This is a genomic window from Devosia limi DSM 17137 (genome assembly GCF_900128975.1).
In the GTDB taxonomy this organism is placed as follows: Bacteria; Pseudomonadota; Alphaproteobacteria; order Rhizobiales; family Devosiaceae; genus Devosia; species Devosia limi.
Window position 1 is genome coordinate 25,359 of the sequence record NZ_FQVC01000010.1, and the last position, 13,084, is coordinate 38,442.

13 protein-coding genes are annotated in these 13,084 nt (G+C 63.0%); 10 read left to right on the top strand and 3 right to left on the bottom strand.

The window, feature by feature from the left end; genetic code table 11:
• The first annotated feature begins 26 nt into the window (after nucleotides 1-26).
• The 10 genes from BUA69_RS15220 (at nucleotide 27) to BUA69_RS15265 (ending at nucleotide 9,125) form a co-directional block, all read left to right on the top strand.
• Nucleotides 27-824, top strand: coding sequence for a 2-keto-4-pentenoate hydratase (locus BUA69_RS15220; RefSeq protein WP_244468752.1), 798 nt, complete (start codon nucleotides 27-29; stop codon nucleotides 822-824).
• Nucleotides 821-1,762 carry an acetaldehyde dehydrogenase (acetylating) gene (locus BUA69_RS15225; protein ID WP_046135309.1) on the top strand — a complete coding sequence of 314 codons (942 nt, stop codon included), beginning with the start codon at nucleotides 821-823 and terminating at the stop codon, nucleotides 1,760-1,762. The genes BUA69_RS15220 and BUA69_RS15225 overlap by 4 nt, the downstream gene beginning before the upstream one ends.
• Nucleotides 1,762-2,781, top strand: coding sequence for a 4-hydroxy-2-oxovalerate aldolase (gene dmpG, locus BUA69_RS15230; RefSeq protein WP_046135308.1), 1,020 nt, complete (start codon nucleotides 1,762-1,764; stop codon nucleotides 2,779-2,781). The genes BUA69_RS15225 and dmpG overlap by 1 nt, the downstream gene beginning before the upstream one ends.
• Nucleotides 2,778-3,545, top strand: a complete 768-nt coding sequence (locus BUA69_RS15235) for a 2-keto-4-pentenoate hydratase (RefSeq protein ID WP_046135307.1) — start codon at nucleotides 2,778-2,780, stop codon at nucleotides 3,543-3,545. The genes dmpG and BUA69_RS15235 overlap by 4 nt, the downstream gene beginning before the upstream one ends.
• Before the next feature lie 125 nt (nucleotides 3,546-3,670).
• Nucleotides 3,671-4,399 carry an aspartate/glutamate racemase family protein gene (locus BUA69_RS15240; RefSeq protein ID WP_046135306.1) on the top strand — a complete coding sequence of 243 codons (729 nt, stop codon included), beginning with the start codon at nucleotides 3,671-3,673 and terminating at the stop codon, nucleotides 4,397-4,399.
• A 5-nt stretch (nucleotides 4,400-4,404) separates the two neighbouring features.
• Nucleotides 4,405-5,172, top strand: a complete 768-nt coding sequence (locus BUA69_RS15245; protein WP_046135305.1) for an aspartate dehydrogenase domain-containing protein — start codon at nucleotides 4,405-4,407, stop codon at nucleotides 5,170-5,172.
• A 30-nt stretch (nucleotides 5,173-5,202) separates the two neighbouring features.
• Nucleotides 5,203-6,246, top strand: a complete 1,044-nt coding sequence (locus tag BUA69_RS15250; protein ID WP_046135304.1) for an AbrB family transcriptional regulator — start codon at nucleotides 5,203-5,205, stop codon at nucleotides 6,244-6,246.
• 36 nt (nucleotides 6,247-6,282) lie between these two features.
• Nucleotides 6,283-7,413 (top strand): NAD(P)/FAD-dependent oxidoreductase, encoded by a 1,131-nt coding sequence (locus BUA69_RS15255; protein WP_046135303.1) that lies wholly within the window; start codon nucleotides 6,283-6,285, stop codon nucleotides 7,411-7,413.
• Between the two features lie 10 nt (nucleotides 7,414-7,423).
• Complete coding sequence (locus BUA69_RS15260; RefSeq protein ID WP_046135302.1) at nucleotides 7,424-7,723, top strand: (2Fe-2S)-binding protein; 300 nt, start codon at nucleotides 7,424-7,426, stop codon at nucleotides 7,721-7,723.
• Nucleotides 7,716-9,125 carry an FAD/NAD(P)-dependent oxidoreductase gene (locus BUA69_RS15265; RefSeq protein WP_046135301.1) on the top strand — a complete coding sequence of 470 codons (1,410 nt, stop codon included), beginning with the start codon at nucleotides 7,716-7,718 and terminating at the stop codon, nucleotides 9,123-9,125. The genes BUA69_RS15260 and BUA69_RS15265 overlap by 8 nt, the downstream gene beginning before the upstream one ends.
• A 14-nt stretch (nucleotides 9,126-9,139) precedes the next feature.
• On the opposite strand, the gene BUA69_RS15270 is transcribed toward BUA69_RS15265, so the two are convergent.
• The 3 genes from BUA69_RS15270 to tnpC form a co-directional block, all read right to left on the bottom strand.
• A complete protein-coding gene (locus BUA69_RS15270; protein ID WP_082093829.1) occupies nucleotides 9,140-10,528 on the bottom strand; it encodes a M20/M25/M40 family metallo-hydrolase in 1,389 nt (462 codons plus the stop codon).
• 279 nt (nucleotides 10,529-10,807) lie between these two features.
• Nucleotides 10,808-11,413, bottom strand: coding sequence for a plasmid pRiA4b ORF-3 family protein (locus BUA69_RS15275; RefSeq protein ID WP_046135299.1), 606 nt, complete (start codon nucleotides 11,411-11,413; stop codon nucleotides 10,808-10,810).
• Nucleotides 11,410-13,055, bottom strand: a protein-coding gene (tnpC, locus tag BUA69_RS15280; protein WP_201777456.1) for an IS66 family transposase whose coding sequence is annotated in 2 segments (ribosomal slippage) — nucleotides 11,410-12,182 and nucleotides 12,182-13,055 — 1,647 coding nt in all. Because the reading frame shifts where the segments join, the coding sequence is not laid out codon by codon here. The genes BUA69_RS15275 and tnpC overlap by 4 nt, the downstream gene beginning before the upstream one ends.
• Between the last annotated feature and the right edge of the window lie 29 nt (nucleotides 13,056-13,084).

Here is a 13,084-nt window from a genome sequence, read left to right on the forward strand (position 1 = left end):
CGCGCGAATTTTAGAAGGTGGCCATCGTGTCAGACGCAAATTATCAGGAAGCCGCAGATCGGCTCTGGCAGGCTTGGCAGACCGGGGGGGTCGTCGACCCCGTCCGCGACTGTATCGGCGCCAGCGACGTGGACGCCGCCTATCAGGTGCAGGAAATCAATACCCGCCGTTGGCAGGACCAGGGACGCAAGATATCGGGCCGCAAGATCGGCCTGACGGCCAAGGCCGTGCAGGCCCAATTGGGTGTCGATCAACCCGACTACGGAATCCTGTTTGCCGATATGGAAGTGCAGTCCGGCGAAGAGATCGCCTTTGGGCGGGTGCACCAGCCCAAGGTGGAAGCCGAAGTGGCCTTTGTTATTTCCGCGCCCCTGACCGGTCCGCATCTGACGATGGCCGATCTCATCCTTTCTATTGGCTTTGCTTTGCCGTCGATTGAAGTGGTGGGAAGCCGGGTCCGCAACTGGGATATCCGGATCGCCGATACCGTGGCGGATAATGCCTCGAGCGGCCTCTATGTGCTGGGGCAGACGCCCCGTCAGCTCGCCGATTTCGACCCGCGCCTCTGCGGCATGGTGATGCTGCGCAACAACGAGCCGGTTTCGGTGGGTGCGGGGGCTGCGTGCCTTGGCAGCCCCCTGAATGCCACCCTGTGGCTGGCTCGCGTCATGGCAAAGGCCGGCCGTCCGCTTGGACCGGGCGATGTCGTGCTTTCGGGTGCTCTCGGCCCAATGGTCCCCGCCACGCCGGGCGATGTGTTCGAGGCCCGGATCAATCGGCTGGGCTCGGTCACCGTAAGTTTCGGAACAGAAGCAAAATCATGACCAAAATCAAATGTGCGATTATCGGGTCCGGCAATATCGGCACCGATCTGATGATCAAGATCATGCGCAATTCCGATATCCTGGAAATGGGCGCATTCGTGGGGATCGACGCGGCAAGCGATGGCCTGGCCCGTGCGCTGCGGCTGGGTGTGGCAACGACCCATGAAGGTCTTGAGGGCTTGCGCCAACTCGCCGTCTATCCGGAAATCCGGGTGGTGTTCGATGCGACTAGCGCCGGCGCGCATAGGGCCCATAACGAGGCCCTGCGGGCCGATGGCAAGCAGGTGATTGACCTCACCCCCGCTGCCATCGGTCCCTTCACCATCCCGGCGGTCAACCTCGATAGCCATCTCGAGGCAGGCAATGTCAACATGGTGACCTGCGGGGGGCAGGCTACGATTCCGATCGTCGCGGCGGTGAACCGGGTGAGCCCGGTGCGCTATGCCGAAATCGTCGCTTCGATCAGCTCGAAATCGGCGGGCCCGGGCACCCGCGCCAATATCGATGAGTTTACCCACACCACCGCGCAGGCCATCGAGCAGGTGGGCGGCGCCAAGCGTGGCAAGGCGATCATCATCCTCAACCCGGCGGAACCGCCGATGATCATGCGCGATACGGTGTTCTGCTTCTGCGAAACGGCAGATGTGGAGGCCATTCGCGCCTCCGTCGAGCAGATGGTGCGCGACGTGCAGGCCTATGTCCCCGGCTATCGGCTGAAACAGCATGTGCAGTTCGAGCATATCGGCTCAAACGCCCCGCTGCTCATCCCCGAAATGGGTGGCAGCTTCGCCGGCATCAAGGTCTCGGTGTTCCTCGAGGTCGAGGGCGCCGCACACTACCTGCCAGCCTATGCCGGCAATCTCGACATCATGACCTCGGCAGCCATGAGGACTGCCGAACGACTGGTGGAGATACGCAACTGGTGGAGGGCTGCGTGATGGCCAGACTTTATGTTCAGGATGTCACACTGCGCGACGGCATGCATGCCGTGCGCCATCAATATGATCTGGGTCAGGTGCGCGACATCGCCCAGGCGCTTGATGAGGCGGGTGTCGACGCCATCGAGGTTGCGCATGGCGACGGGCTTTCCGGCTCCACCTTCAACTACGGCTTCGGCGCACATACCGACACAGCCTGGGTCCGCGAAGCGGCAAAGGTCTGCAAGAATGCTCGCTTGACCACGCTGCTGCTGCCCGGCATCGGCACGGTAGAAGATCTCAAGCGCGCGCGTGATAACGGCGTGAAATCGGTGCGCATCGCCACCCATTGCACGGAAGCAGATGTCAGCGCCCAGCATATTCGGGCGGCTAAGGAGATGGGGCTGGACGTGTCCGGCTTCCTGATGATGTCGCATATGAATACGCCCGAGCGCCTCGCTGCCGAAGCCGCCAAGATGGAGTCCTATGGTGCCGATTGCGTCTATGTGACCGATTCCGGCGGCGCACTGACCATGGCGGGCGTGGAAGCGCGGTTTGCCGCCTATAACCAGGCTCTCAAACCCGCAACCCAGCGCGGCGTGCATATGCACGAGAACCTCTCGCTATCGGTCGCCAACACCGTAGTCGCGGTGCAGAACGGGGCAATCCGTGTGGACGCGTCGTTGGCCGGCATGGGGGCCGGCGCCGGCAACTGCCCGCTGGAGGCCTTCATCGCCGTGGCCAACGTCTATGGCTTCGAGCACGGCTGCGACCTGTTCAAGCTGCAGGATGCTGCTGAAACTCTCGTCCGTCCCTTGCAGGACCGCCCGGTTCGGGTCGACCGCGAGACGCTGACGCTGGGCTATGCCGGGGTCTACTCATCCTTCCTGCGGCACGCAGAAAAGGCGGCGGCGCTTTATGGGCTCGATACACGAGCCATCCTCATCGAGCTGGGCAAGCGCGGCATGGTCGGCGGACAGGAAGACATGATCGTGGACGTGGCGCTCGACATGATAAAGTTGAGAGAGGAAACGGCATGACCGACCTGGAAAGACTAGCAGCGATCGTCGATGACGCCGCGCTGAACGCCAATGCAATTCCCCAGTTCTCCGAGCATAGCCCTCTCAGCGTTGCCGACGGCTATGCCGTGCAGGCGCTCTCCATGCAGCGTCGCTATGCCCGTGGAGACAGGCGCGTCGGCATAAAGATGGGCTTCACCAGCCGCGCCAAGCAGGTGCAGATGGGGCTCGACGACCTGATCTGGGGCCACCTGACCGAAACCATGCGGATGCAGGAAGGCGGCAGCATCTCGATGGCGCACTATGTCCATCCGCGCGTCGAGCCTGAAATCGCCTACCTGATCAAACATGAGCTTGCCGGCAATATCTCCCCGCTCGAAGCGATCAATGGCGTGGCGGGAATTGCCTGCGCCATGGAGGTGATCGACAGCCGCTATGCGAACTTCAAGTTCGATGCCGGCGATGTGGTGGCCGATAACACCTCGGCAGCCGGTTTCGTCATTGGCGACTGGCATCCACCCGATACGGACGTGACCAATCTGGGGATCGTCCTCAACATCAACGGCCGTCCAAAGCAGATCGGTTCTAGCGCATCCATATTGGGCAATCCGTCCCGGGCGCTGGTAGCGGCTATCCGCCTTGCGGCCGAGAATGGTGAACCGCTGCAGCCGGGGGACATCGTGCTGGCCGGCTCGGCCACGGCAGCCGTGGAGCTGTCGGTTGGCGACCATGTCGAAGCGCAGTTCGAAACGCTGGGCTCGGTCTGCTTCAGCGTCCGTGAATAGCATGCAGCATAGGCAGGCGGTTGATGCAAAGCCGCCTACCCACCTACAATAAATCCCGCCTGGATTTTATTGACATTTCATCTGGACCCCGCAACAGCTGGGTAGATTTCACACAGGTTCGCAGCATGAAAGATATCGCATCTCGTCCACCCCATCGCGGACGACCCATTTACGGCGCCAAGCTCGGCATCATCATTCTCGACACCCGGTTCCAGCGTTTCGTCGGCGATATCGGCAATGCGGAAACTTTCCGCTTTCCCGTGCAGTATTCAGTTGTCAGCGGCATCTCGCTGGGGGCCGACCTGACGCCTGATGGTGAAACTCTACAGGTGTTCTATCGGGCTATGGACGACTTGGTAGCGCGCGGCGTCGATGGCATTTCGACCAGTTGCGGCTTCCTCGCGATCATGCAGCCGCACCTGACCGCACGCAGCCCGGTGCCGGTGGCGAGTTCCAGCCTTTTGCAGATCCCCATGCTGCAGCGCATGCTGCCCTCCAACAAGCAGGTCGGCGTGGTGACCGCCAAGAAGCCTGCCCTGACGCCGGAGCATTTCGCGGGGGTGGGCGTCGACTTCAATGGTCCGATCGCCGGCATGTCGCTTGAGGGCTACTTCCGGGCAAACCTGGTCAGCGGCAACCCCAGAATCGATTTTGCCCGGCAGGAAGCCGAAGTGCTAGACACGGTGCGCACCTTCCTCACCGAGAGCCCCAATATCGGCGCGCTGGTGTTTGAGTGCACCAACCTGTCGCCTTACTCGGCGGCCGTCGAACGCGAATTCGGCATCCCGGTGTACGACGTCATCACCATGCTCGACTGGTTCCATGCCGGTCTTAGTCCCCGCCGGTACAGGTAAACGCCATGCCCGCAGCATTACAGTCCAGAAACGGCGTCACCCGCATCGGCATCATCGGGGCCGGTCGCATCGCTCAAGCCATCATGGCGAGCATTCGCAGCGGTGAAGCGGGCGCCTGCGAAGTCAGTGCTGTGCTGGCGCGACGCATTGTGGAGCGCAGCGATCTTGAGCCGCTGCTTACCACCGACCGCGAAGCGTTTCTGGCAACCAGACCGGATCTCATCATCGAAGCCGCGGGCCCGGCTGCGCTAACGGAGCACGGCGTCGCCGCCATTGCGGTGACGGACATCTGGTCGATCAGTGCCATGGCACTTGCCGATCGCGATTTTGCCGCTGCGGTTGAAGCCGCGGGCAAGCGTTCGGGACATCGTCTCCGTCTTGTGGGTGGGGCTGTTGCCGGGCTGGACGCCGCTGCCATCGCCGCGCGTGATCCGAATGCGAAAATTCGCTTCGAGGCCATTACCGATGGCGCGTCCGATGGCGCCCCCAATTTTGAAGGCAGCACCCGTGAAGCGGTAGCCACGCTGCATGGGGTCAATGTCGTCGCCGCTGCCGCAATTGCCGGCACCGGGTTCGACGCCACCACGCTCAAGTTCTTTGATCGCAAGCCTGGCGCACGACGCTATTTCAACATCCATATCGAGAGCACGGTCGGCCTCTATATGATGAGCAGCAGCCCCAACCTGTCGCCGACGCAGGGTGCCACGGCTGTTGTCGCTGCCTCGGTCGTCACGGCTCTGGTGCAGGCGCAGCAAACCGTCTGGGCAGGCTGAGAATTGGTTGAGGCGGGCGCGGCGTCCCAGTTGCAACTCTTCCTGCGCGCCACATTGGCTCTGGTCATAGGCGTTGCTTCCGGACTCGTTGCCGCTGCGACCGGCCTGCCCTTGCCATGGATGCTGGGGCCGATGATCGGCACCACCGTTGCTGCTATCGCAGGGGCACCCCTGACGTCTCCAATGCGCCTGCGAACGATCTTTCTGCCCATACTCGGTGTCATGCTCGGCTCGGGCATAGATGCTTCGACCCTCTCGGCAATCGGGCAGTGGACGACCACGCTCCTGCTACTTCTGCCTTTCGGCATCGTCACCTCATTGGCCTGTTACCTGTTCTATCGGCGTGTCGGCCGATATGACCCGGTCACGGCGTTTTTCAGCTCGATGCTGGGCGGCATCAATGAGAGCATCCTGCAAGGCGGCAATGCTGGTGGTGACGAGAAACGCATTGCGATGGCCCATGCCACCCGCCTGCTGGCGGTGGTTTTGTTGGGGGTGCTGTTTTTCGGTTTGGTGCTCGGGGTACCAACCGGGGCGACACCAGACAGGCAACTTCAGCACCTGACCCTGCAGGACTGGCTGATCCTGGGCAGTTGCGCCCTGATCGGCGCGCCGCTCGGAAAGCTCATCCGGCTACCCGCCGCGCTGATCATCGGGCCCATGTTGCTGAGTGCCGCCGCCCATGTCAGCGGTCTGGTCGTGGTCGCACCACCCGATGCGCTGGTCCTTGCCGCGCAGGTGGTGCTGGGAACCGTGATCGGTTCGCGCTTCATCGGCTCGCGCATACGCCAGGTCGGAACCGACATGCTGCTTGGACTAGGGGCGTCGCTGATCATGCTGGCGATCACCGTGCTGTTCGCCTTCATCGTCCAAAGCGTCACGGGAACGAGAATGACGCATGCCTTCCTGGCCTATTCTCCCGGCGGGCTGACGGAAATGAGCCTGCTTGCGCTCGCTATGGGACAGGAAGTTGCCTACGTCTCGGTGATGCATCTGGCCCGGATGAGCGCCGTGGTGCTGCTGTCTCCTCTGGCGCTGCCATGGCTGCGGCGAAAACAGCAGGCCGAAGCATGACGCATTCAAACAGCTCAAAACAAAAGAGGAAACCTCATGGCCACCAGTTGTGACCTGCTGGTCATCGGCGGAGGACTGATCGGCACTGCCATGGCGTGGGGTGCTGCGCGCACCGGGGCCAAGGTGACCGTCATCGACGGTGAGGACGACGCCTACCGAGCCTCGGTCGGCAATTTCGGCCTGCTCTGGACGCAGGGCAAGGGCATCAATTCTCCTGCCTATGCAGCGTGGACACGCGCTGCGGTGAACCAATGGCCCGAATTTGCGCAGGCGCTGGCCGACATCAGCGGCGTCGATATCGGCTTCCAGCAGAATGGTGGCCTGCATTTCATGCTGTCCGAGGCAGAAGCCGAAAAGCGCATGGCACAGTTGGCGCCTCTCGCTGCAGCCAAAGATGACTTCGCGATCGAATTCATCGCCGCAGCAGAATTGCGGCGATCCATGCCGGATCTGGGACCGGAGGTTTATGGCGCAACCTTCTGCCGGCGCGATGGCGCGGTCAATCCGCTGACGCTGCTTCAGGCACTGCGCGTTGCGCTTGCGCGGAGCGGCGTGAGCATCCTTGCGGGCACGTCGGTCAAGCAGATCCAACTCTCGGGCGGTAGCTTTACGGTTGTCGCCGGCGACCATAAAATCCTGGCAGATAAGCTGCTGCTGGCGGCGGGTCTGGGCAGCCGCGAACTGGGCCATCAGGTCGGGCTCGATCTGGCGGTGTTTCCGCAACGCGGTCAATTGATGATCACAGCGCGAACCACGCGACTTTTGGATCTACCTGCCAGTTCGGTGCGGCAGATGCCTGAGGGCACGATCCTGCTTGGCTCGACACAGGAAAATGTTGGCTTCAACAAGTCCATCGGCGTGCCGCAACTGGCCAATATTGCCCAGCGCGCCGTGCGCATATTCCCGCGGATCGCCGATCTCGACCTGGTGCGCAGCTGGGCCTGTCTGCGCGTCATGACGCCCGACGGCTTTCCGATCTACCAGCAGTCGGAACAATATCCTGGTGCCTTTGCCGCCACGGCTCATAGCGGGGTGACCCTTGCGGGCATCCATGCACTGACCGTGGCCCCGGCGCTGCTGTCGGGCACACTGCCACCCGCGCTCGACGCATTCGCCGCTGGTCGCTTCGGCGACTGGCAGGGCCATGCGGGCGGGTCCGAACACTAGGGAGCGAGCCATGTTCACGCGACTGACGCAGGATAGCGCTGCCTCCGACCAGACGATCGAATTTACCGTCAATGACCGCAAAGTGGTGGCGCGAATGGGCGACACTGTCGCCGCAGCGCTCCTCGCGGCAGGCGAGATGCAGTTTCGTATTTCACCCAGCGCCGACAAGCCGCGTGGCCCCTATTGCATGATGGGTGTTTGCTTTGAATGCCTCGTCACCATCGATGGTCGCGCCGGGCGGCAGGCATGTCTCACCGCGGTGAAATCGGGCATGCAGGTCATCATCCCGGAAGGAGGCCGAAATGACTGATCCCGTGACCAATCCACACTGGGACGTCGTGGTCATTGGTGCAGGCCCGGCCGGGCTTGCCGCTGCAACCCTGCTGGCTGAACAGAAGACCAGCGTCTTGCTGGTCGATGAACAGCCCGAGCCTGGCGGCCAGATCTATCGGGGCATCGAGCGCCTGCAGGCGGGCAGTGCCAAGGCGCATATCCTGGGGGAGGATTATGTGTATGGCGCGGATCTGGTGCGCCGTTTTCGCTCCAGTGCGGCAAGCTATCGACCCGAAACCAGCCTTTGGCATGTCACGCCGAAACTCGAGCTGTTCGTCAGCCGGGGTGGTGTCGCGGAAACCTTGCAGGCATCGCAGTTGATCCTCGCCACCGGAGCCATGGAGCGCGCCGTGCCCGTTGCCGGGTGGACGCTGCCCGGCGTTGTCACCGCCGGGGCGCTGCAAATTCTGCTCAAGAGCAGCGGGCTTGTGGCGGACCAACCGGTGATTCTTGCCGGTTCTGGGCCGCTGTTTTATCTCCTGGCCACGCAGTGCCTCGCCGCTGGAGTCCCGATTGCTGCTTTACTCGATACCGCCAAGGCCCGGCACATGTTCGGTGCAATCGGCGCGCTTCCCAGGGCCCTGACCGGTGCCGGGCCGGGTTATCTGAGCAAGGGAGTCAAGCTGATGCGGGCGCTGCGTCAGAGTGGTGTCCCAACCTATCGCGGCGTGGAGGATTTGCAGATCCTCGGTGAGAATCGGGTCAGCGAAGTGCAGTTCCGGTCCGGCAAACGGAAGCATCGGCTCAAGGCAGGCATTGTCGCCTTGCATGAAGGGGTGGTTCCGATGGTGAACGCCACCCGCATGCTGGGGTGTGAGCATACCTGGGACGACAGGCAGCATGCCTTCCACCCCGTCACGGACACTTGGGGCGCGACCAGCCATGCCGGAATCCGGGTGGCAGGAGATGCGGCGGGGATTGTCGGCGCGCGTGGCGCGGAGCATCAGGGGGGCCTTGCGGCCGTCGGTGCGCTGCATGATCTGGGGCGTATCGACAGTGCAAGACGCGACCGGCTGGCCTCCGCCGAGATGCGCGCGCTTGAGGCGCATATGACGGCGCGGCCCTTGCTCGATCGGCTCTACCCGCCGCGTGCCGAAATCAAGACGCCGGGCGATGACATCGTGGTCTGCCGCTGTGAAAACGTGACGGCGGGCGCAGTGCGCCAGCTGGCCACGCAAGGCCTGGGGCCCAATCAGATGAAAGCGGCATTGCGCTGTGGGATGGGACCGTGCCAGGGGCGGCTCTGCGGCGATACAGTCGCCCAGATCATCGCCGATACGCGCGGCACGGCGCCGCGCCCCTCGGACTATTACAATATCCGTGCGCCGCTGAAGCCAGTGTCAATCGGCGAGATCAGCACATTGGGGGAGCGCCGCTAGGCGCTTCCGGCTACTCAGTCTGCAAGCGCAGCGAGGATGCGGACCCAGGACCGCGTGCCCTTGTAGAAGCTCTCGACGTCATATTTCTCGTTGGGAGAATGCACCTTGTTGTCGATGCGGGCGAACCCGATCAGAAAGGTGTCCAGGTCCAGCACCCGCTTGAATTCACCGACCACAGGGATGGAGCCTCCGGAGCCGGTAATCACGGCGCGCTTGCCCCATTCTTCGGTCAGGGCGCTAATGGCTTTTTGCAGAGCCGCGCCGTCGCTCGGGACGGTAATGGCTGGCGAGCCGCCATGGCCGGTGAAGCGAATGGTGCAGTCGGGCGGAAGCTGCGCTTCGACATGCCGGCGAAAGGCCTGACGGATCTTCTCCGGGTCCATGTTGGAGACCAGCCGGAACGAAATCTTGGCGCAGGCGGTGGCCGGTATTACGGTCTTGAATCCGTCGCCGGTATAGCCCCCGGTCATCCCATTGATCTCGCAGGTCGGTCTGGCCCAGAGCGTTTCCAGTATGGTCCGTCCTGTCTCGCCGGCCGGGACAGACAGGCCCGCCGTGCCCAGGAACGCGCCCTCGTCAAATCCCAGACCGGCCCATTGCGCCTTCAGTTCGGGGCTGATTTCGGCCACATCGTCATAAAAGTCGGGGATCGCTACGCTGCCATCGGCAGTGCGCAGGCTAGCAATGATCTGTGCTAGAATCTGGTTCGGATTGCGCGCAGCATTGCCGAACATGCCTGAATGCAGGTCTTTTCTGGCACAGGTGATCTCGATCTCTTCAGCAACGAGACCGCGTAGCATGGTGATGACCGATGGCGTTGCTGCGTCCCACATGCGGGTATCGCAAACCAGGGCAATATCGGCCGCCGACAGCTCGTCCCGATGCGTCGTCAGGAAGTCGGGCAGGCTGGGACCGCCGCTTTCTTCCTCGCCTTCGAGGAGCATCGACACGCGAACCGGCAGGGTGCCCGTGACCGTTTTCCAGGCGCGGCAGGCTTCGATGAATGTCATCATCTGACCTTTGTCGTCCGAGGCACCGCGCGCGATGATGATCCGGTTCCCCTTGGCGTCCGTCTGCACCACGGGCTCAAACGGATCGGAATGCCATTGTGACAGCGGATCGACCGGTTGGACGTCGTAATGGGCATAGAACAGCACATGGGGCCCGACTTGGTCGGGGCTATGGGCCACGACGACCGGATGCCCCGGCGTCTGGCGGGGAGCGGCTTCGAAACCCAGATCCTGCAACTGCTCCGACAGCCAGTTTGCGGCCCGCCGGCACTCCGGCGCATAGGCTGGATCGGTCGAAATCGACTTGATGCGCAGCAGCGCCTTGAGCCGCTCCAGCCCTTCGTCGAGATTGTCATCGACATGAGCCAAAACCGCAGAAAGTTCGCTGTTCATTGTCATGTTACGCACGCTCCCACAGTCTGCGATGAAGACGAACTAAATGTCCTGATGCTCTCTTAGCGCGATCGCAAAGCTGAAGAAACACGCAACAGCGTGCGTGATCGAGGACGCGCGCAAAAAACTGATAGGCCGTCAGTTGTGGCACCGCTGGGGCGGTCGCACCCCATCCCGCGGCTTTCAGCGTGGAAGCCAAACATGCGCCAGCTCGGGAAGCCGAGATTGCGAAATTAGCGTAAGCATCCGGTGAGCACCACGGTGTGAGTGTCGCGCCGTTCAGTTGATGCGGTTGCGGCTTTTCTCGAATGCCGCCTTACCCTGGGCCCTGCGCCTGGCGAGTTTGGTAAGGCGCTCGTTGATTGCGCTCAAGCCCATATCGCCCGGTTCGAAGAGGCGTCCATACCAGGTCATGACGCTGTCGTGCTCAGGATGTTTCGGGGCTGCCATGGCGTCGAGGAAGTCTTCAAAGCCCGGGAGGCCGCCGACATCTTCCGGCGGAGCGCGACGGCCGCCATCGACAAAGCGTGGATAGTCGACCATCGGGTCTGCAGCGACAACCTCCTCGACCACGACGGTGTGGCGCCAGTCGTCGCCAAAATCATAGGTGTAGGTGAAGCGGGTCTCGCCGCGGGCGAGGATGGCGCTGAGCCGGATGTAGCGGGCGTCGCGCATCTCATCGCCCCAGTCGGGATCGGGATAGCCATAGCGGCGGTGGCCGATCTCGAACTGGAAGAGATGATAGTCCTCAAACAGCATGGCGGCCTGGATAACATCGTGAACGGCCTTGAGAGTGCTGGTCAGGGGCACTTCGACCCGTCGCCAGATGGCGGGCTCTACATCGTCGAGCTGGATATGGAGCCGGGCAATGCGATCGCTGGTCACGCGGTCTTCCTGCCCTGGTGCTGAGCCGCCCAGTTCCACGGTAACAGGTCGTCGAGTTGGTGGCTGGGGTGATCGGCGATGCGGGCCAGGACATCGGCGAGCCAGGCCTGCGGATCGACATCGTTGAGCTTGGCTGTGACGATGAGGCTGTACATGAAGGCAGCCCGCTGCCCACCGCGATCGGAGCCGGCGAATAGCCAGGCCTTGCGGCCGAGCGCGATGCCGCGCAGGGCCCGCTCGGCGGCATTGTTGGTCAGGCACACGCGCCCATCCTCGAGGAACCGGGTGAATACCGGCCAGCGCTTGAGCATATAGTCCATGGCCTTGGCCAGATCGTCGTGCCGCGACAAGCCGGGACGGTACTTGAGCAGAAGGGCTTCGAGCTCAGCCACCACGGGAGCGCTGCACTCCTGGCGTGCCGCGAGGCGGTCCTGCGATGACTGACCGTTGATGGCGCGTTCAACCTCGAACAGGCGATCCATGCGCTGCACGATTTCGAGGGCAAACGGCGAGATCGGCGCGGTCTTCTTGCCGTCGGCCTTGCGCCGGGCGCTCGCTTCAAGATCGGCCAGCACGAAGAAGGCGCGGCGCGCATGGCTCCAGCAACCGGCCTCAATGATCGGCGCGGGTTGGCGGCCAGCGTCATAGAGCCGGGCATAGCCACCATAGGCATCGGCCTGCAGTATCCCGGACCAGTCGGCCAGGTGCTGCCTTGGATGCTCACCGGCGCGGTTGGGCGAATAGTAGAACAGCGCCGCCGGCGGGGCTGCCCCCCAAACCGTCGATCATCCCGGACATAGGTCCAGATCCGGCCCGTTGCCGTCTTGCCCCGGGCCAGCACCGGCACGGTGGTATCGTCCCCGTGCAGCCGTTCGGCCCTCATGACATGGGCGGCAAGCCGATGGTGCAAGGGTGCGAGCACGGCCGCGGCTGCACCCACCTGGTCGGCAAGGGTCGACAGGCTCAGCGGCACGCTTTCACGGCCATAGCGCTCGACCTGCCGGTTGAGCGGCTGATGTTGCCCGTACTTCTCGAACAGCATCATCGCCAGCAAACTTGGACCGGCCCAGCCGCGCGCCACCACATGGAACGGCGCCGGGGGCTGGCTGATCTTCTCGCAGTCCCGGCAGGCGACCTTCTCACGCACCGTCTGGATGACCTTCCACTGGCGCGGGATCACCTCGAGCGCCTCGGTGACGTCATCACCGATCCGGCTCAGCCGGGTTCCCCCGCAGGCTGGACAGGCGCAGGGCGCCGCAATGACACGGCGCTCACGTGGCAGATGCTCTGGGAAAGGCTGGCGTGATGGCCGGCGGCGTTCAAAGCCGGGGGCATCGGCGACCTTGCGGGCCGCAATCTGGGCTATCGCCTCGTCCTGACTGGCTGTGGCCTCCAACTCCTCGAGTTGGAGCTCGAGTTGATCCAGAAGACGGCTGCTGCGCTCAGACTTGCTGCCGAAAAGCTGATGCTTGAGCTTCTCGATCTGCAACTTGAGATGGGCGATCAGCACCTGGTCGTCAGACCTCTCGGCCCGGACCGTTGCTGCCTCGGCCTTGGCTTCTGCAACTTCGATCCGCGCAGCCGCCAGCGCCGCCTTGAGGGCTTCCACGTCGTCGGGCATGGGCGAAACGCTGGCTTGCATGACCATGATGGAATCATAGCCGTCCCGCG

Excerpts from the sequence above, each read along its gene's own strand:
- BUA69_RS15260 (WP_046135302.1), top strand. The coding sequence starts at position 7,424 with ATGTTCACGCGACTGACGCAGGATAGCGCTGCCTCCGACCAGACGATC.
- BUA69_RS15245 (WP_046135305.1), top strand. The coding sequence starts at position 4,405 with ATGCCCGCAGCATTACAGTCCAGAAACGGCGTCACCCGCATCGGCATC.
- BUA69_RS15240 (WP_046135306.1), top strand. The coding sequence starts at position 3,671 with ATGAAAGATATCGCATCTCGTCCACCCCATCGCGGACGACCCATTTAC.
- BUA69_RS15270 (WP_082093829.1), bottom strand. The coding sequence starts at position 10,528 with ATGAACAGCGAACTTTCTGCGGTTTTGGCTCATGTCGATGACAATCTC.
- BUA69_RS15225 (WP_046135309.1), top strand. The coding sequence starts at position 821 with ATGACCAAAATCAAATGTGCGATTATCGGGTCCGGCAATATCGGCACC.
- dmpG (WP_046135308.1), top strand. The coding sequence starts at position 1,762 with ATGGCCAGACTTTATGTTCAGGATGTCACACTGCGCGACGGCATGCAT.
- BUA69_RS15235 (WP_046135307.1), top strand. The coding sequence starts at position 2,778 with ATGACCGACCTGGAAAGACTAGCAGCGATCGTCGATGACGCCGCGCTG.
- BUA69_RS15255 (WP_046135303.1), top strand. The coding sequence starts at position 6,283 with ATGGCCACCAGTTGTGACCTGCTGGTCATCGGCGGAGGACTGATCGGC.
- BUA69_RS15265 (WP_046135301.1), top strand. The coding sequence starts at position 7,716 with ATGACTGATCCCGTGACCAATCCACACTGGGACGTCGTGGTCATTGGT.